This window comes from Pseudomonas sp. F3-2, assembly GCF_038804275.1.
Classification (GTDB): Bacteria; Pseudomonadota; Gammaproteobacteria; order Pseudomonadales; family Pseudomonadaceae; genus Aquipseudomonas.
Genome location: NZ_CP152388.1, coordinates 2,989,289 through 3,007,616, shown reverse-complemented (window position 1 = coordinate 3,007,616; position 18,328 = coordinate 2,989,289). Strand labels below are relative to the sequence as shown.

Sequence of the window (18,328 nt, the reverse complement as noted above, 5' to 3'; positions counted from 1 at the left end):
CGATGGATCTCAACCGTCGGCAGTTTTTCAAGGTCGCCGCTGTCGGTCTTGGAGGCTCGAGCCTGGCAGCGTTGGGCATGGCCCCGACGCCTGCTTTCGCCGAGCAGATACGCCATTTCAAACTCGCTCACACCCATGAAACCCGCAACACCTGCCCGTATTGCTCGGTGGGTTGTGGCTTGATCATGTACAGCCAGGGGGACGCGGCAAAAAACGTCGCGCAGAACATCATTCATATCGAAGGTGACGCCGACCATCCGGTCAATCGCGGCACCTTGTGCCCCAAAGGCGCCGGCCTGCTGGACTTCATTCACAGTCCCGGCCGCCTCAAGTACCCGCAGATCCGCAAACCGGGCAGCAACGAGTGGACCCGGATTTCCTGGGACGAGGCGCTCGATCGTGTCGCTGACCTGATGAAGGCTGACCGCGATGCCAACTTCATCGAGAAGAACGCCAAGGGCGAAACCGTCAACCGCTGGCTCACCACCGGGTTTCTTGCGGCCTCGGCGGCGTCCAATGAGGCGGGTTATCTGACCCACAAGGTCGTTCGTGCAACCGGCATGCTGGGGTTCGATAACCAGGCGCGTGTCTGACACGGCCCGACGGTGGCAAGTCTTGCCCCGACGTACGGCCGTGGTGCCATGACCAATACCTGGACCGATATCGCCAACGCGAATCTGATCCTGGTGATGGGTGGCAACGCAGCAGAAGCGCACCCTTGCGGTTTCAAATGGGTGACCGAAGCCAAGGCGCACAACCAGGCGCGACTGATCGTGGTCGATCCACGCTTCACGCGAACCGCGTCCGTGGCCGACTATTACGCACCGATCCGCACCGGCAGCGACATCGCCTTCATGGGCGGGCTGATCAACTACTTGCTGACGCAGGACAAGATCCAGCACGAATACGTGCGCAATTACACTGACGTGTCGTTCATCGTCAAAGCTGGCTATGGCTTCGAAGACGGAATTTTCAGCGGCTATGACGCCGAAAAACGGGTGTACAGCGATAAATCCGGCTGGGGCTACGAGCTGGGCGAGGACGGTTTCGCCAAGGTCGATCCGACGCTGCAGGATCCGCGCTGCGTCTACCAGTTGATGAAACAGCATTACAGCCGTTACACCCCGGAAATCGCCAGCCTCACCTGCGGTATGCCGCAGGACAGGATGATGAAGATCTGGGAAGAGATCGCCACGTGCTCGGTGCCGGGCAAGACCATGACGATCCTCTACGCACTGGGCTGGACCCAGCACTCCATCGGCGCGCAGATCATCCGCAGCGCGGCGATGGTGCAATTGCTGCTGGGTAACGTCGGCATGGCCGGTGGCGGCGTCAATGCGTTGCGCGGTCACTCCAACATTCAGGGGCTGACCGACCTGGGCCTGTTGTCCAACTCGCTACCGGGCTATCTGACCCTGGCTCAGGATGGCGAGCAGGACTACGACGCGTTCATCGCCAAACGCACGCAGAAACCGCTGCGGCCGGGGCAGTTGTCCTACTGGCAGAACTACAGCAAGTTTCACGTCAGCCTGATGAAGTCCTGGTACGGCGCCAACGCCACCGCCGAGAACAAATGGTGCTACGACTACCTGCCCAAGCTGGATGCTGCCAGCTACGACATCCTCAAGATGTTCGACATGATGGGCCACGGCCATGTCAACGGTTACATATGTCAGGGCTTCAACCCGATTGCGGCGCTGCCGGACAAAAACCGGGTGATGAAAGCGCTGGCGCGGTTGAAGTGGCTGGTGATCATGGACCCGCTCGCCACCGAAACATCCGAGTTCTGGCAGAAGGTAGGCCCGTATAACGACGTGGTGACCGAAGACATCCAGACCGAAGTCATTCGCCTGCCCACGACCTGCTTCGCCGAAGAGGACGGCTCGCTGGTCAACAGCAGTCGCTGGTTGCAATGGCACTTCAAAGGGGCCGAAGGACCTGGCGAGGCGATCACCGACATCCGCATCATGAGCGAGCTGTTCATTCGCCTGCGCAAGCGCTACGAGCAAGAGGGCGGCGCCTACGCCGAGCCGTTGCTCAAACTCAGTTGGCCTTACAAAGTCGCCGAAGAGCCGTCGCCGGAGGAAATCGCCAAGGAGATCAACGGCGCCGCCACCACGGATTACACCGATCCATTGGGGGCTGCGGTCAAGGGCGGCACGCAGCTGGCCGGCTTCGCGCAACTCAAGGACGACGGCAGCACGGCGTCCGGATGCTGGATTTTCTGCGGCAGCTGGACCGAGGCTGGCAATCAGATGGCCCGCCGCGACAACAGCGATCCGTATGCCATGCATCAGCATCAAGGCTGGGCATGGGCGTGGCCGAGCAATCGGCGCATTCTCTACAACCGCGCCTCAGCCGACCCGCAGGGCAAGCCGTGGGATCCGAAGAAACGCGTCATCTGGTGGAATGGCAAGGTCTGGACCGGTACCGACGTGCCGGACTTCGCCGTGACCTCGGCGCCGGAAGCGGGGATGAACCCGTTCATCATGAACCCCGAAGGCGTGGCGCGGTTCTTCGCCGTCGACAAGATGAACGAAGGGCCATTCCCTGAACACTACGAGCCGTTCGAGACCCCCATCGGAATCAACCCGCTGCACCCGAACAACAAGAAGGCGACCAGCAATCCGGCCGGGCGCATCTTCGATTCGGTGTGGGATTCGCTGGGCGTCGCCAAGGACTTCCCGTACGCAGGCACCAGCTACCGGCTCACCGAGCACTTCCATTATTGGAGTAAACATTGCCGGCTCAACGCGATTGCCCAACCGGAGCAGTTCGTCGAGATCGGTGAGGCGTTGGCCAAAGAAAAAGGCATTGCCGCGGGTGATCGGGTCCGGGTCAGCTGCAAGCGCGGATTCATCGAGGCGGTGGCGGTGGTGACCAAGCGGATTCGTCCGCTGCAGGTCAACAACCAGGTGGTGCATCAGGTCGGCATTCCGATTCACTGGGGCTTCACCGGTACGACGCGCAATGGCTATCTGGCCAACACGCTGGTGCCGTTCCTGGGTGACGGCAATTCGCAGACCCCGGAATCCAAGTCGTTCCTGGTCAACGTGGAGAAAATCTGAATGGCCATTCAAGACATCATTGCCCGTTCAGCCACCACCACGGTGCCGTCTTCGATCCGCCAGCTGGACGAAGTCGCCAAGCTGATCGACACCACCAAATGCATTGGCTGCAAGGCCTGCCAGGTCGCGTGTTCGGAGTGGAACGAGCTGCGCGACGAGGTCGGTCACAACCACGGCACGTACGACAACCCGCAGGACCTGAGCGCGCAGACCTGGACCCTGATGCGCTTCACCGAGCATGAGACCGCCGACAACGACCTGGAGTGGCTGATCCGCAAGGACGGCTGCATGCACTGCGCCGATCCCGGCTGCCTCAAGGCGTGCCCGAGCCCCGGCGCCATCATCAAGCACGCCAACGGCATCGTCGATTTCAACCAGGACCACTGCATCGGCTGCGGCTATTGCATCACCGGTTGCCCGTTCGACATCCCGCGCATCTCCCAGAAAGACCACAAAGCGTACAAATGCACGCTGTGTTCGGACCGGGTGTCAGTCGGGCTGGAGCCTGCGTGCGTGAAGACCTGCCCGACCGGCGCAATCGTCTTCGGCACCAAGGAGGACATGAAAGTGCACGCCGCCGAACGCGTGGTCGACCTGAAATCCCGCGGCTTCGAGAACGCCGGCCTGTACGATCCGGCGGGCGTGGGCGGCACCCATGTGATGTACGTGCTGCACCACGCAGACAACCCCAAGCTGTACGCGGGACTGCCGCAGAACCCGGAGATCAGTCCATTGGTCGGGCTCTGGAAAGGCGTGACCAAACCCCTGGGTTTGCTGGCGATGGGGCTGGCCGTGCTGGCCGGGTTCTTCCACTACGTGCGGATCGGGCCGCAACGCGAAGAGCACGAGGAGGACGTCCATCCTGCCGACCCCACAGGTGACGCCAGCGTGCATGAAGTCGATCCGGCGGTGCACGTCTACGATCCGAAACGCCCGGGACTCGAAGGGGAGCAACGGCCATGAGCGACAACCGTGAACCCGGAAAGACCCTTTTGCGGTACAACGCTAACGAGCGGACCAACCACTGGCTGGTGGCGATTCTGTTCTTCATGGCCGGGCTGTCCGGCCTTGCGCTGTTTCATCCGGCGATGTTCTGGCTCACCCATCTGTTCGGCGGCGGCCCGTGGACGCGCATCCTGCACCCGTTCATGGGTGTGGCGATGTTCGTGTTTTTCTTCGGCCTGGTGATTCGCTTCTGGCGTGCCAACCTGTTCATCGCCAATGATCGTCTGTGGCTCAAGCGCATCGGTCGGGTGATGCAGAACGAGGAGGAGGGCGTGCCGCCGGTCGGCAAGTACAACCCCGGACAGAAGCTGTTGTTCTGGACGTTGTTGCTGTGCATGCTGGCGCTGTTGCTCAGTGGCATCGTCATCTGGCGCGCCTGGTTCAGCGAGTATTTCGACATCACCCTGATTCGCCTGGGTGCGCTGATCCACGCCTTGGCCGGTTTCATACTGATCGTCAGCATCATCGTGCATATTTACGCGGGTATCTGGATCAAGGGCTCGGTCGGCGCGATGTTGCATGGCTGGGTCAGTCGCCGATGGGCCAGGAAGCACCACGAGTTGTGGTATCGCCAGGTCGTCGACAAGCAATCGCCACCGACGCAGGCCGCTCCACCTACCCGCCGAAAAGGATGAAGTCTTGAGTCAGATTCTCGATCCCGAGGAAATCCAGGCGCAGGGCGGCAGCTTCGTCCTGCCGTTCCTGCACGTGCCGCCTGACAACCTGTTCGCCTTGCGTGCCGAGCGCCTGGAGTCGCTTGCGGCCGGCAACCCGATGGCCGATTACCTGCGCCTGATCGCCAGTCTGTGTCGAGTGCAGCAGAGCCTGCTGGATCAGCCCCCGCAAGACTGGACTCCCGACAACCAGCGCCTTGACTTGTGCCGACAGCACGGCCTGCCGCCGCTGGCCGCCGACAGTCTGGTGCGCGAGGTGCATTGGCAGGTGTATCTGCAGGCGCTGCTGCAGCGCTGCCAGCCTGCGAATGACAAGGTCGGCCAGGCGCTGGACCGGTTGCGCGATGCCGATGAAGGCCAGCTCAAGGTCTGGGCAATTTCGCTGCTCGGCGGCCAGTACGCAGGACTTCCCGCAGCGCTGGTGCCGTTCCTCGGCGCAGCCCTGCAGGCGGCCTGGAGCCAATGGCTGCTGACGCTGCCCACCGACAACCTGAAGCCCTGCGACAGCCTGAACCAATGCCCGGCATGTGGTTCGCCCGCCATGGCCGGTGTCATTCGCCATCGCGGCAAGTACACCGGGCTGCGCTATCTGGTGTGCTCGCTGTGCGCCTGCGAATGGCATGTCGTGCGGGTCAAATGCGTGTACTGCGAACAGAGCAAGGGCCTGAAATACGTGAGCCTGGACGATGATCGCGTGGCCGCCGACAAAGCCCCGTTGCGCGCCGAGGTGTGCCCTGGCTGCAACAGCTACCTCAAGCATATTTATCTGGAGAACGATGCGCAGGCCGAGGCGCTGTCGGCAGACTTGTCGAGTCTGATGCTGGACATGCGCCTGGACCTGGACGGCGTCCAGCGTATCGCGCCCAACTTGATGCTGGCGCCTGGGGCAGCGTGAAAACCGCGTCTACACTCCATCGTTCGCGCTCAAGGCTTCTGGCCTGGCATCGGCAGCAACGGCCTGTTACGGAGTCACTGAATGGCTGAACACCTCGCTTCGCTCCCGCCGCGTCTTCCTTCCGTCGACAGCCTTTTGCGTCATCCCGCGTGCCACCCTCTGATCGACCGCTACGGCCGCGATGCGGTGCTGGCGACGCTGCGCCAGTTACTCGACGACGTGCGTGAATCTGCACGTCTGGGTCAGGTCGACGCGGTGGAAGCCAGCGCCGACGTGCTGATAGGCCGGGCGTCGGAACGGCTGGTGATGCAGCACCGCAGCAACGTGCGTCGCGTCTTCAACCTCACCGGCACCGTGCTGCACACCAATCTGGGGCGTGCGCTGCTGCCGGAGGAAGCCATCGAGGCCATGCAGACCGCTGCGCGTTATCCGCTCAACCTCGAATTCGACCTGGACACCGGCAAGCGCGGCGATCGGGACGACCTCATCGAAGGCCTGATCCGCGAACTCACCGGTGCCGAGGCCGTCACGGTGGTCAACAACAATGCCGCGGCGGTGCTGCTGGCGCTGAACAGTCTGGGCGCGCGTAAAGAAGGCATCATTTCCCGGGGCGAACTGATCGAGATCGGCGGAGCGTTCCGCATTCCCGACATCATGGCGCGGGCTGGCGTCAGACTGCACGAGATCGGCACCACCAACCGCACTCACGCCAAAGACTACGAAGCGGCGATCAACCCGCGCACCGGGCTGCTGATGCGCGTACACACCAGCAATTACAGCATTCAGGGCTTCACCGCCAGCGTGCCGACCGGCGAGCTGGCGCAAATCGCCCATCGCCACGCCTTGCCGCTGCTCGAGGACCTGGGCAGCGGCAGTCTGCTCGACCTGACGCGCTGGGGCCTTCCACCCGAGCCCACGGTCCGGCAGACGCTGGCCGAAGGCGCGGACATCGTCACCTTCAGCGGCGACAAATTGCTTGGCGGCCCGCAAGCCGGTCTGATTGTCGGAGACAAGGCGCTGATCGCCCGAATCAAGAAGAACCCGCTCAAACGTGCGCTGCGCGTCGACAAACTCACCCTTGCCGCGCTGGAAGCTGTGCTCAGTCTGTACCGCGATCCGGATCGCCTGGCGGCGCGCCTTCCGAGCCTACGGCTGCTGACCCGGCCACAGAGCGAAATCCTCGCGCAGGCCGAGCGCCTGCGGCCATTGCTTGCGCGGGTGCTGGGCGAGAGCTGGGGCGTGCTGGTGCAGCCTAGCCTGGGGATGATCGGCAGCGGCAGCCAGCCGGTGGCGCGCCTGCCGAGCGCATCGTTGTGTTTACGACCGATCGTCTCGAAAAAGCAACGAGGCCGTCGCCTGCATGCACTCGAGGCGGCGCTGCGCGGTCTGCCGATTCCGGTGCTGGGTCGCATCGATGACGATGCGCTGTGGCTCGACCTGCGCCAGCTGGATGATGAAGCCGCCTGGATCGCCCAGTTGCCGCAGCTGCGCTGGGAGGAACCGGCAACATGATTGTCGGCACCGCCGGGCATATCGATCACGGCAAAACCGCGTTGCTCGAAGCGCTCACCGGTCAGGCGGGTGATCGACGGCGCGAGGAACGCGAGCGTGGCATCACCATCGATCTGGGCTATCTGTACGCCGAGCTTGCGCCGGGAGCCGGCCTGACCGGATTCATCGATGTTCCCGGGCACGAACGTTTCATCCACAACATGCTGGCCGGGGCGCAGGGCATCGACCTTGTGCTGCTGGTGGTGGCCGCTGACGACGGCGTCATGCCGCAAACCCGCGAGCATCTGGCGATCGTCGAACTGCTCGGCATCCCTGGTTTGCTTGTGGTCATCAGTAAATGTGACAGGGTCGACGCCTCCCGCATCGAGCAAGTGAGCGTGCAGATCGATGAGTTGCTCGCCTCCGGCCCGTACGCGCAGGCTGCGCAGTATCGGGTGTCGAGTCTCAGCGGCGAGGGTGTCGATGCGTTGCGCGCAACCCTGCTCGACGCGGCCGACAAGGTACTTGAACGCAGCGACCGTGGCGGCTTTCGTCTCGATGTCGACCGGGCGTTCAGCGTTGCCGGCGCGGGCATTGTCGTCACCGGCACTGCGCTTGCCGGGCACGTGGCAGTGGGCGACACCTTGCTGCTCGGCCAGCAAGGCAAGAGCGTCCGCGTGCGCGGCCTGCATGCGCAGAATCAGGCCGCCGCCCACGCCCGCGCCGGTCAACGTGTGGCGCTCAATCTGAGCGCCGAAAAGTTATCGCTGGAGCAGATCCACCGAGGCGACTGGCTGTTGCCCGAATGGCTGTTCGCACCGACGCAACGCATCGACATCACGTTGCACCTGCTGAGCAGCGAGACCCGCGCCTTCGAGCATTTCAGCCCGGTGCACGTGCACCTCGGCACACAGGATGTCACCGCACGCGTGGCGCTGCTCGAAGGCAGCAGCGTGGCGCCGGGACAGCGGATGCTCGCGCAATTGCTGCTCAATGCGCCTGTTCATGCGGTGCACGGCGATCGACTAGTGCTGCGCGACCAGAGCGCGCAGCGCACGCTGGGCGGCGGCCGGGTTCTTGATCCGTTTGCGCCATCCCGTCAGCGGCGCAGCGCAGAACGGCTGGGCCAGCTGCAAATCCTTGCCCGCGCCGACGGCCTGGAGCAGGCGCTGACCGAATGGATGGCCAGCAGCCAGACCGGCCTTGATCCGCAGCAGCTCGAGCGCCAGTTCAACCGACTGCGATCGACCTGGCAATTGCCGGCCGGTATTCGTGTGATCACCACCCGGCAGGGTCAGTTGCTGTTCAGCGACATGCGCTGGCAGGCGTTGCACGGCCTGCTGCTGGAGCATCTGGGCAAGTTTCACCAGGCCGAGCCCGACCAGTTGGGCCCGGACCGCGACCGCCTTCGACGTTTCAGTGCGCTGCCGCTGGAGCGGCCCGCTTTCATCGCACTGCTGGACGAGGCGCTCGCCAGCGGCAGCGTCGCCAGCAGCGGGCCATTGCTGCATTTGCCGGATCACCGCGTGCAGCTCAACGACGAGGACGCCGCGCTCTGGCAGCAGATCCTGCCGATGATGGAGCAGGGCGGTTTCGACCCGCCGTGGGTGCGCGATCTGGCGCAGGCGACCGGGCAGGGCGAGGCGCAGGTGCGCCTGTTGCTGCGCAAACTAGGGCGGATCGGTCAGGCGCATCAGGTGGTGCGCGATCTTTTCTATTGCCAGTCCACAATTGAAACAATGGCCGCTATGCTGTTGCGGCAGTCGGAGCGTGAACCGGTGATTCAGGCCGCAGCGTTCAGGGACAGCCTGGGCATTGGCCGCAAGCGCAGTATCCAGATTCTCGAGTTTTTCGATCGCATCGGCTTCACCCGGCGAATCGGCGACCAGCGCCGGATTCGGCCGGACAACGCGCTGGCGCAGTCCAGTGCTGCGCAGGACGATGCGTTCTGATCGATCATGGAAGGCAATCGCGCCCGGTGGCGCGGCCGGGCTTCAAACCCGGTTGGGGACGGCAGCCGTTCCCGGGCAGGTTCGACTCCCGCTGCCTTCCGCCATTCATGCGCCCCATGACACCGCCGCTGCTGCGGGACATTCCGGGCGCTGATGCGCCGCCAGGGTGCAGGTGACCCAGGCGATCCCCTCGCTTTGCGACCGTTCTCCGGACGAACGTCACCCCGCTGCAGTGAACCTGAAACCATTTGTACGGTCTGTTGACCACTGCGCGCGCTGCTCGTCGGGTCTTGAGACGCCGACGGTTCTGCAGGTGCGTGCACGCCCGGTTGCCTTCTTTCGCTGTTGCAGCGCATTGCCTTCGCTGCACGCCAGGCGTTTGTCCATTGCACGCGGCCCGACCATCCGGCCGTTCTTTTTTATTTGTCGAAGATCTCCCATGTCTCTATTTCGTCCAGATTCCGCTACTTTCCCGTCGCCATCTTCCTTGCCGGGCGCTCGACGCCGTTTGCTCAGCGCCGGCCTGACGGGAACTCTGTTCGCCCTGACGCTCGCCTCCCAGGCGCACGCCGAAACCGCCAGCAAGGATCGCTGGGTCAGCGACACCCTGAGCACCTACGTACGCAGCGGTCCCACCGACGGCTATCGCATCGTCGGTACGCTGAAGTCCGGACAGAAAGTCGAGCTGCTCAATACCCAGGGCGATTACAGCCAGGTGCGCGGTGGCTCAGGCGACAGCGTATGGATTCCGTCGGCGGACCTGCAGGAAGTCCCCGGCCAGGCCGAACGTCTGCCGCAGCTGACCCAACAGGTCGCTGACCTGAGTGCGCAGCTGAAAACCATTGATGACGACTGGAAAACCAAGGTCCAGGGCATGCAGGAAACCCTCGATTCGCGGAAAAAACTGGTCGATGAGCTGGAGGCCCGCAGCAAGGACCTCAATGCGCAGCTCACCGATGCGCAATCCGAACTGCGCTCGACCCAGGCCAAGCTCGGCGATGAGAACAATCAGGTCCTGATGCGTTACATGGTCTACGGCGGCAGCATTGCCGGGGCCGGTCTCTTGCTGGGCCTGATCCTTCCGGCGCTGACCCGGGGTCGTAAGCGCAACGATCGCTGGTTCTGAAGCAACGTTTGACGCAGCCACGCCGCTGAATGAGGAGGGCGACGCTTTGTGCGTCGGCCTCCCTGGCGGCGATCCTGCCTGCACGCGTTCGAGGCCGCGAGCCGCAGCGTGTCGTGGCTGCTTTCGTGAAATTCTCCAGGTTGTGACTAGTAAGTTCTGCGACAGGCGCTACTTTGATGCAGTGGCAATCAAAATACGCAGCCGTGTTCTAAGCGCTTCCATGCACGCAGAGATGCCGGGCAACGCCGTGGCAAGCCGCCACTGACGCGGCCGTGACATCCGTTTCACACGGCTTTATCACAACAACAAGAGAGTCTGTTCATGAAGTTCGAACCCTTCGCCCGATCGCTGATTGCGACGGCCTTTACCTTTGGCCTTTCCTGTTCCTACGCGGCCTCCGTTGCGCCTGCCGCTGCCGAAAACGGCATGGTCGTGACGGCGCAACACCTGGCCAGCCACGTCGGCGTCGACGTCCTCAAATCCGGGGGCAACGCGGTGGACGCAGCCGTCGCCGTCGGCTATGCCCTGGCTGTGGTCTACCCCGCAGCCGGCAACCTGGGCGGCGGTGGTTTCATGACCATTCAGCTGGCGGACGGGCGCAAGACGTTCCTCGACTTCCGCGAAAAGGCGCCGCTGGCCGCCACCGCCAACATGTATCTGGACAAGGACGGCAATGTCGTTCCCGACCTCAGCGCCAAGGGCCATCTGGCGGTGGGCGTACCGGGTACGGTCTCCGGCATGGAGATGGCGCTGAACAAATACGGCACGAAAAAGCGCGCCGAGATCATCGCACCGGCCATCAAGCTGGCGGAAAACGGCTTTGCGCTGGAGCAGGGCGACGTCGATCTGCTGAACACGGCCACCGACCAGTTCAAGGCCGACAAAGACCTGAGCCCGATCTTTCTGAGCAAGGGCCAACCGCTGCAGGTCGGCGCCAGGCTGGTGCAGAAAGACCTGGCGAAAACCCTCAAGGAAATTTCCCTCAAGGGCACCGACGGTTTCTACAAGGGCTGGGTTGCGAAAGCCATCGTCGACTCCAGCCAGGCGGGCAAGGGCATCATCACTCAGGCCGACTTGGACACATATAAAACCCGAGAGCTGGCGCCCATCGAGTGCGATTACCGTGGCTACCACGTTGTCTCGGCGCCGCCACCCAGTTCAGGTGGCGTGGTGATCTGCGAGATCATGAACATCCTCGAAGGCTATCCGATGCAGGAGCTGGGCTATCACTCGGCCCAGGGCCTGCATTATCAGATCGAAGCGATGCGGCATGCCTACGTGGACCGCAACAGCTATCTGGGTGACCCAGACTTCGTGAAGAACCCGATCAGTCATCTGCTCGATCGCGATTATGCGGCCAAGCTGCGCGCCGCCATCGAGCCACAGAAGGCCGGCGTTTCGCAGGCGATCAAACCGGGCGTCGCGCCCCATGAAGGCAATAACACGACGCACTATTCCATCGTCGACAAGTGGGGCAACGCGGTCTCGGTCACCTACACGCTCAACGACTGGTTTGGCGCTGGCGTGATGGCGAGCAAGACCGGGGTCATCCTCAACGATGAAATGGACGACTTCACTTCCAAGGTCGGCGTGCCGAACATGTACGGTTTGATTCAGGGGGAAGCGAACGCCATTGCGCCGGGCAAGACGCCGCTGTCATCGATGAGTCCGACCATCGTCACCAAAGACGGCAAGGCGGTGATGGTCGTCGGCACGCCGGGGGGCAGTCGGATCATCACGGCCACCTTGCTGACCATGCTCAACGTCATCGATTACGGCATGAACATTCAGGAGGCGGTGGACGCGCCGCGTTTCCACCAGCAGTGGATGCCGGAGACCACCAACCTGGAAAACTTCGCCGTGAGCCCCGATACCCGCAAGATTCTCGAAAGCTGGGGTCACACGTTTGCAGGCCCTCAGGACGCCAACCATCTGGCGGCAATTCTGGTCGGCGCGCCTTCGCTGGGCGGCCAGCCGGTCGGCAACAACCGGTTCTACGGCGCCAACGATCCACGCCGCAATACCGGTCTGTCCCTGGGTTATTGAGGGCAATGACGCTGCTGAACGAGGCCGCGGCTTCGTTCAGCGGCGCTCACGCAGGCTGCGTTCCATTCTCGCCAGACCTTCTTCGAGCATCGGCCGCGGGCAGCCGAAATTCAGCCGCACGAACTGTCCGCACTCGTCGCCAAACTCCAGGCCGTCACTGAGCGCGACTCTGGCATGTTCGAGGAAGAACCGTTGCGGGTGTTCGAGCCCCAGGTCCGAACAATCCAGCCAGGCCAGGTACGTGCTTTGCGGCAAGTGCATGCGGATGCCCGGGAAGCGGGTGTTGATGGCCTCGGCCAGGTAATCCCGATTGCCCTGCAGGTACGCCATGACCTCCGCCAGCCACGGCGCGCCGTCGCGGTAGGCCACTTCCGTTGCCTCCAGGCCCAGCGCGTTGACGCTGTCCACCAGACCCAGGCGGCCCGCATTGAACCGCTGGCGCAACCCGGCGTTCTGGATGACGGCGAAGGCGGTTTTCAGGCCGGCGATGTTCCAGGCCTTGCTCGCCGACATCAACGTCACGCTGCGCGCCGCGATGTCTTCGCTGAGCGCCGCTATCGGCGTGTGCTGGCGACCGTCGAACAGAATGTCGGCGTGAATTTCGTCAGAGATGATCAGCACGTCGTGGCGCACGCAGGCCTGGCCGATGGCCTGTAACTCGTCGCGGTCGAACACCTTGCCCAGCGGATTGTGCGGATTGCTCAACAGCAGCGCGCGAGTTTTGGGCAGCGCCTGTTCCAGAGCGTCGAGGTCGGTGTGGTATTCGCCATGGGCGTCGGCATGGAACGGCAAGTCGACACGGGGCAGTTTCCAGTGCGCGGGTGCGTGCAGCAGCGGCGAATAGTTGGGCGTCTGCACCAGCACGCCGCTGCCTGCCGGCACCAGGGCGTTGAGGGCCATGTTCACGCCCGGTTCGACGCCAGGAAGAAAGACCAGATCCTCAGGCTGGATCTGCCAGTGGTAACGCCGGGCCAGATGGTCGACCAGCGTCTGGCGCAGGCTGTCTTGTGCCACGGAGTAACCCAGCAGCGGGTGCTCGAGGCGGTTTTTCAGCGCCTGTACGATCGGCTCGGCGACAGGGAAATCCATGTCGGCCACCCACATGGGCAGCACGTCCTCGGGGTACTGACTCCATTTTTTGCTGCCGGTGTTCAAGCGCTGGAACACGCTGTTCAGATCCATGGTCTTGCCTGTCTTGCCGGAAATAATCGGCGATTGTGCCAGACAACGGCAGACGACTTAAGCGTTGCGCCACGCATCTTGCAATGTAACCTTTAATGGTTACATACCGTTTAGTAACCTTTTAAGGTTACATGGCTCGATTTGGCCTATAGTGGGGGCAGACACTTTGCAACGGAATGATTGATGACCATCAAAGCGGTTTTGACGGGCGATCTCATGCACTCCCAGGACGTGGCCGACACCCAGGCTTATCTGGATGCGCTGAAACAGGTGCTCGACGCCGTCACCCAACGTTACGCTTCGAGCACCGAGACCTATCGTGGCGACGGGTTTCAGGTGGTGCTCGATCAGCCGTCTCAAGCCTTCGACTGCGCACTGGCCATCCGTGCCGGGCTTATCGCACTGAGCCCTGCGGGTGAACGCTGGGACGCGCGGATCGCCGTGGGTATCGGCGCTTCGGGTGAGGGCAAGCAGTACGGCGAGGCGTTCGTGCTGTCTGGCCAGGGCCTGGACGGCATGAAAAAACTGACGTTAGGCGTGTTCAGCGACGACCCGACCTTGCTGCGCTGCACGGGGCTGGTGACGGAATTCGTGGCCGCCATTCTCGACAAGTGGACCGTCGTCGAATCTCAGGCCTACCAGGCGCACCTGCTGGGCGTTGGCGACCAGCAGAGCATCGCAGACGCGCTCGGCAAGTCGCGGGTCGCCGTCACCAAGGCCCTACAACGAGGTCAGGCACGGCTGCTGGACCGGTACTTGAGTTGCGCCAGGCAATGGGTGTCGGAGGTTGCAGATGCGTGATCCGGCCATCGTATTGCTTGTGCTGATACTGAGCACTCTGTTGGTGGACTACGGGATTTCAACCTGGCGTGGTCACAGAGCCGCGCCTTTCACGCCAGTGTCCAAGCTGGCCCTGGCCATGTGTCAGGGCGTACTGGTTGCTGCGGTTTTCTATGCCTTCGATCGTTTGCCGTTGCCTGCAGTGGGTGCCGGTGCTGCCTTTGCGCTGATCTGGGGCGTCAGCCGCGAAGTGACCGGCAGGTTGGCGTCCGGTTTCGCCGTGGCCCTGCAGTTCGTCCTGCAATGGCTAGCGTTGACGCTGATCTGGCTGAGTGCTGAAGGCTATTGGCATTGGGCGCTGCAGGGCGCCAGAACGCTGATCACGTCGCATAACCTCTTGGTGCTGCTGGCTTACATTCTGGTGTGGCGCCCGTCGTCGATTCTGATCGGTGCGGTGCTGACGCCGTTCCTCGTGAAGGGCAAGGACGAAGACTCGCTCAAGCAGGCCGGTACGTGGATCGGTTATCTGGAACGCACACTGATCCTGACGTTCGTGCTGCTGGAGCAGTGGGAAGCGATAGGGTTTCTGCTCACTGCAAAAAGCATCTTGCGCTTCAACGACATCAAGGACGCCCGCCAGCGCTCGCTCAGCGAGTATGTGCTGCTGGGAACGCTTGTCAGCTTCACCTCCAGCATCGCCATTGGGCTTGCCGTGCTGCGACTTTCCAGCGGCTGACTGGAGCATTGGAACTGGGATGGACGTTAAGTAACCTCTGAACGTTACATCACCAAAAGTAACGCTCAGAGGTTACATCGATCACCAAAAGGTGGTTGCGGGTGCGCTCAGGCGCGTGGCAATCACTGCGATGGCTTTTTCTACGTCACTGGCCTGGGTGTAGCGGCCCAGGCTCAGACGCAGGCTGCTGCCTGCTTGAGCGGCTGTCAGGCCGAGGGCCAGCAGCACGTGGGAAACGGCGCTGCTGGCCGAGTTGCAGGCCGAGGTCGATGAAACGGCCAGATCAGTGGCCAGACTCGCGGCGTTGAAGCCTGGGCTGTCGACGCAAATGTTCATCGTGTGGGGAATGCGCGCAAGTGCGTCGCCATTGAGGCTCACGCCCGGCAGCCCTAGCAGGCCGTCCAGCAATTGCGCAGACAGCGAGCTGATGCGTTCGACTTCTTCGTTCATTTCAGCGCTGGCCAGGGCGTAAGCGGCACCCATGCCGACGATCTGATGAGTCGCCAGCGTGCCCGAGCGATAACCCTGCTCGTGGCCGCCGCCATGGATCTGCGCTTCGAGCAGCGGCTGCGCGCGAGCGCCGATGTAAAGCGCGCCGATGCCTTTGGGGCCATAGATCTTGTGCGCGGAAAAGGACATCAGGTCCACCGGCAGCGCATTCAGATCTATGCTCAATTTGCCCGCACCTTGCGCAGCGTCGACGTGAAAGAGCGCGCCGTGCTGGCGAACGATCTGGCCGATACTGTCGATGTCGGTGACAGTGCCGAGTTCGTTGTTCACCAGCATGAGCGAAACCAGCAGGGTGTCTTCGCGCAGCGCCTGCCGCACCGCGTCCGGGCTGATCAGGCCCTGGCTGTCCGTCTCCAGCCAGGTCACCGGATAACCGGCGAGTTCGAGCTGACGCACTGTGTCGATGACGGCCTTGTGTTCGATGCGGCTGGTGATCAGGTGGCGGCGATGGCCATTGGATGCGTTCGAGGCGATGCCCTTGATCGCCAGGTTGTTGGATTCGGTGGCGCCCGAGGTCCAGATCACCGAGTCCGCCGTGCAGCCGACCAGTTCAGCCACCTGACGGCGCGCCAGTTCAACCGCCTGACGTGCCTGATTGCCGTAAGCGTGGGAGCTGGAGGCCGGATTGCCGAAGGTGCCCTCGCGGCCGAGGCAGGCAACCATCGCCTGGATGACCCGATCGTCGACGGGAGTGGTGGCTGCGTAATCGAAGTAACAAGGTAAGGTCGTCATAGGGCTGGAATCCGCGCTGTCCGTAATGCAGAAAATGGTACTGGCGAGCAGGCGAAAAAAAATTGATTACTGCCCCGAGATTTGGCCTTTATTTAGAATATTTTTCTCTCTGTGAAGGTTGTCTGGGAATATCATTTCAGTGGGCGGCCTTGACGTACTATCATGAGCGATCAGCCATCCTCACCACTGACGACCCGTGCCCACGCCCAATGGATAAATTCGACCAAGCGATTCTGAGTATCTTGCAGAGCGACTGCACGCGGCCCATTGCCGAGATCGCCGACAACATCGGGCTGGGCAGCACCGCGTGCTGGCGCCGGGTGCAGAAGCTGGAAGAGCAGGGCATGATTCGCGGCCGGGTGGCGTTGCTCGACGCCGGTCAATTGAACGTCGCCGTCACGGTGTTCGCCGCGATTCGCACCAATCAGCACAATGCTCTATGGCTGGAGCAGTTTCATGACCTGATCGCGACATTGCCCGAAGTCGTCGAGTGCTACCGAATGGCGGGCGACACCGACTACATGTTGCGCATCGTGGTACCCGATATCGCCGGCTACGATGCCGTGTACAAACGGCTGATCCAGCTCTCGGGCATCACCGACATCAGCTCCAGTTTCGCCATGGAACAAATCAAATCCACCACCCGGTTGCCGCTGACCTACGCCGGTTGAGGGCGTCGTCCGGGCAAAAAAAACAGCGATCCGGGGATCGCTGTTTTTTTTGGCCGGGCGTAGCGCGCAGGGCGTTCAGACGCGGGATTTATCGATCCACTCCATCGACGTGCGCCAGATGCAGATACCCAGGAAATACGCCGACATCATCAGCCAGACCGTCAGAGTGAATGAGCCGTTGTAGGGATGGTTGATGACCAGCAGAAAGCTGCACAGGAACCACACGCTGGTCACGGCAATGTTGATCGGCATGAAGCGGCGCACGCGAAACGGGTGCAGGAACTTCATGCGCGTGACCGTCAGCAACGCCAGGCAGATCACGGTGATGAAGGTCAGCCATGGCGCCGGCGAAAGGATGTAGACACACAGCGCAACGACGTTCCAGGCGGCGGGAAAGCCCTGGAAGTAATTATCCTTGCTCTTCATTTCCACGTTGCAGAAGCAGAACAGCGACGACACCAGAATGATCGAGGTCGTCAGCAGCAGCGTGTATTCGGGCAGCGGAATGTAGCGGTAGATGAACAGGGCGGGGATGAACACGTAGGTCAGGTAATCGATGACCAGATCCAGCACCGAGCCGTCGAAATGCGGCAGCACCGACTGCACGTTGAGCTTTCGCGCGATGGAGCCGTCAACGCCGTCGACGATCAACGCGATGCCCAGCCACAGCAGGCAAGCCTTGGGCTGATTGTCGAAAAGGGCGATCGTCGCCAGGAAAGCGAGCACCACACCAGTGGCCGTAAAACCATGGGCGCCCCATGCTTTGAGCCAGGCGATACGTTGAATTGGAATCATGGACGGTCCTTCTGGAAATAAGCTGGCCGGGGCGGTCATCGGCGCAGTCACCGGGCGACCCTGGCCAGAGGTGCAACTATCGACCGGACATCGGCCAATAAGGTTCAGCCCCATCCCCTACAAGGTAGCAGGGCGCGCGGGCATTCGTGACTCCATTGTGAAGCTTCGCCACGCATTTGGGGAAGCGCGAGTGTCATTGGTCGGCTGCGCGGTAAAGAAGGCACTATGCTGGCCCCCGGCAGATAAATGTCCCGGCAGAATCCTCCTGTTTTCAGTCGCTTAGGAAAGGATTCGCATGCAGAGTATCAGGTTTGTTCTGACGTTATGGGCCCTCGCGGCCATCTCCGGCGTGGCATCGGCACGGGATCTGAGCAAGAACGAGCGTGATATTTGCACCTGGGGAGCCGGCATGGCGGGTACCGCGCAACAGTACAAACTGTCAGGCCTGACCCTGTACGGCGCGCGCAAAAAGATTCAGGCGCAGCATTTTTCCCAGCAGTGGATGCGCATGAGTGCGTTGGGTATTGCCGAGCAAACCTACGACAGCGCCTCGCGACTGCGTCCCGAGAGCGTCAGACAGGTCTATTACGAGGGCTGCATCAAACACGAACTGGCGCGTCGTTGAAAACATCCCGGAGGCACTGTGCTCCCAGGATGTTGCGATT

At 62.2% G+C, this 18,328-nt stretch carries 15 protein-coding genes and 1 tRNA gene; 13 read left to right on the top strand and 3 right to left on the bottom strand.

Annotated elements, in window-relative coordinates; all coding sequences use genetic code 11:
- Positions 1-2: 2 nt before the first annotated feature.
- The 9 genes from fdnG (at position 3) to ggt (ending at position 12,257) form a co-directional block, all read left to right on the top strand.
- Positions 3-3,068 (top strand): formate dehydrogenase-N subunit alpha, encoded by a 3,066-nt coding sequence (gene fdnG, locus AAGQ88_RS13725; protein WP_342652617.1) that lies wholly within the window; start codon positions 3-5, stop codon positions 3,066-3,068.
- On the top strand, positions 3,069-4,031 hold the full coding sequence (fdxH, locus tag AAGQ88_RS13720; RefSeq protein WP_342652616.1) for a formate dehydrogenase subunit beta: 963 nt from the start codon (positions 3,069-3,071) through the stop codon (positions 4,029-4,031).
- Positions 4,028-4,708, top strand: coding sequence for a formate dehydrogenase subunit gamma (locus tag AAGQ88_RS13715; RefSeq protein ID WP_342652615.1), 681 nt, complete (start codon positions 4,028-4,030; stop codon positions 4,706-4,708). The genes fdxH and AAGQ88_RS13715 overlap by 4 nt, the downstream gene beginning before the upstream one ends.
- A gap of 4 nt (positions 4,709-4,712) precedes the next feature.
- Complete coding sequence (fdhE, locus tag AAGQ88_RS13710; protein ID WP_342655720.1) at positions 4,713-5,642, top strand: formate dehydrogenase accessory protein FdhE; 930 nt, start codon at positions 4,713-4,715, stop codon at positions 5,640-5,642.
- An 81-nt stretch (positions 5,643-5,723) separates the two neighbouring features.
- Complete coding sequence (gene selA, locus AAGQ88_RS13705; protein ID WP_342655719.1) at positions 5,724-7,154, top strand: L-seryl-tRNA(Sec) selenium transferase; 1,431 nt, start codon at positions 5,724-5,726, stop codon at positions 7,152-7,154.
- Positions 7,151-9,085 (top strand): selenocysteine-specific translation elongation factor, encoded by a 1,935-nt coding sequence (gene selB, locus AAGQ88_RS13700; protein WP_342655718.1) that lies wholly within the window; start codon positions 7,151-7,153, stop codon positions 9,083-9,085. Before selA ends, selB begins: the two co-directional genes overlap by 4 nt.
- Positions 9,086-9,093: 8 nt before the next feature.
- Positions 9,094-9,189, top strand: a tRNA-Sec gene (locus tag AAGQ88_RS13695).
- Positions 9,190-9,524: 335 nt separating this feature from the next.
- Positions 9,525-10,211: a TIGR04211 family SH3 domain-containing protein gene (locus AAGQ88_RS13690; protein WP_093458623.1), complete on the top strand. Its 687-nt coding sequence runs from the start codon at positions 9,525-9,527 to the stop codon at positions 10,209-10,211.
- A 321-nt stretch (positions 10,212-10,532) separates the two neighbouring features.
- Complete coding sequence (ggt, locus tag AAGQ88_RS13685) at positions 10,533-12,257, top strand: gamma-glutamyltransferase (RefSeq protein WP_342655717.1); 1,725 nt, start codon at positions 10,533-10,535, stop codon at positions 12,255-12,257.
- Positions 12,258-12,293: 36 nt separating this feature from the next.
- On the opposite strand, the gene AAGQ88_RS13680 is transcribed toward ggt, so the two are convergent.
- The gene (locus AAGQ88_RS13680; protein ID WP_342655716.1) at positions 12,294-13,439 is read right to left on the bottom strand and encodes a MalY/PatB family protein; all 1,146 of its coding nucleotides are present in this window, start codon (positions 13,437-13,439) and stop codon (positions 12,294-12,296) included.
- A 183-nt stretch (positions 13,440-13,622) separates the two neighbouring features.
- Here AAGQ88_RS13680 and AAGQ88_RS13675 point away from each other — a divergent pair, with 183 nt between their 5' ends.
- Both AAGQ88_RS13675 and AAGQ88_RS13670 read left to right on the top strand, forming a co-directional pair.
- On the top strand, positions 13,623-14,240 hold the full coding sequence (locus AAGQ88_RS13675) for a hypothetical protein (protein WP_342655715.1): 618 nt from the start codon (positions 13,623-13,625) through the stop codon (positions 14,238-14,240).
- Positions 14,233-14,955: a hypothetical protein gene (locus AAGQ88_RS13670; protein ID WP_342655714.1), complete on the top strand. Its 723-nt coding sequence runs from the start codon at positions 14,233-14,235 to the stop codon at positions 14,953-14,955. Before AAGQ88_RS13675 ends, AAGQ88_RS13670 begins: the two co-directional genes overlap by 8 nt.
- Before the next feature lie 81 nt (positions 14,956-15,036).
- Here the strand turns inward: AAGQ88_RS13670 and AAGQ88_RS13665 are convergent, their stop codons facing one another.
- Positions 15,037-16,197, bottom strand: coding sequence for an aminotransferase class V-fold PLP-dependent enzyme (locus tag AAGQ88_RS13665; protein ID WP_342655713.1), 1,161 nt, complete (start codon positions 16,195-16,197; stop codon positions 15,037-15,039).
- Positions 16,198-16,406: 209 nt separating this feature from the next.
- On the opposite strand from AAGQ88_RS13665, the gene AAGQ88_RS13660 reads away from it, so the two are divergent.
- Positions 16,407-16,868, top strand: coding sequence for an Lrp/AsnC family transcriptional regulator (locus tag AAGQ88_RS13660; protein WP_285423727.1), 462 nt, complete (start codon positions 16,407-16,409; stop codon positions 16,866-16,868).
- A gap of 75 nt (positions 16,869-16,943) precedes the next feature.
- Here AAGQ88_RS13660 and pcsA read toward each other — a convergent pair whose 3' ends face one another.
- Positions 16,944-17,663 (bottom strand): phosphatidylcholine synthase, encoded by a 720-nt coding sequence (gene pcsA, locus AAGQ88_RS13655; RefSeq protein ID WP_342655712.1) that lies wholly within the window; start codon positions 17,661-17,663, stop codon positions 16,944-16,946.
- A gap of 295 nt (positions 17,664-17,958) precedes the next feature.
- Between pcsA and AAGQ88_RS13650 the strand changes: the two genes are divergently transcribed.
- A complete protein-coding gene (locus AAGQ88_RS13650) occupies positions 17,959-18,288 on the top strand; it encodes a hypothetical protein (RefSeq protein ID WP_285423729.1) in 330 nt (109 codons plus the stop codon).
- Positions 18,289-18,328 lie beyond the last annotated feature (40 nt).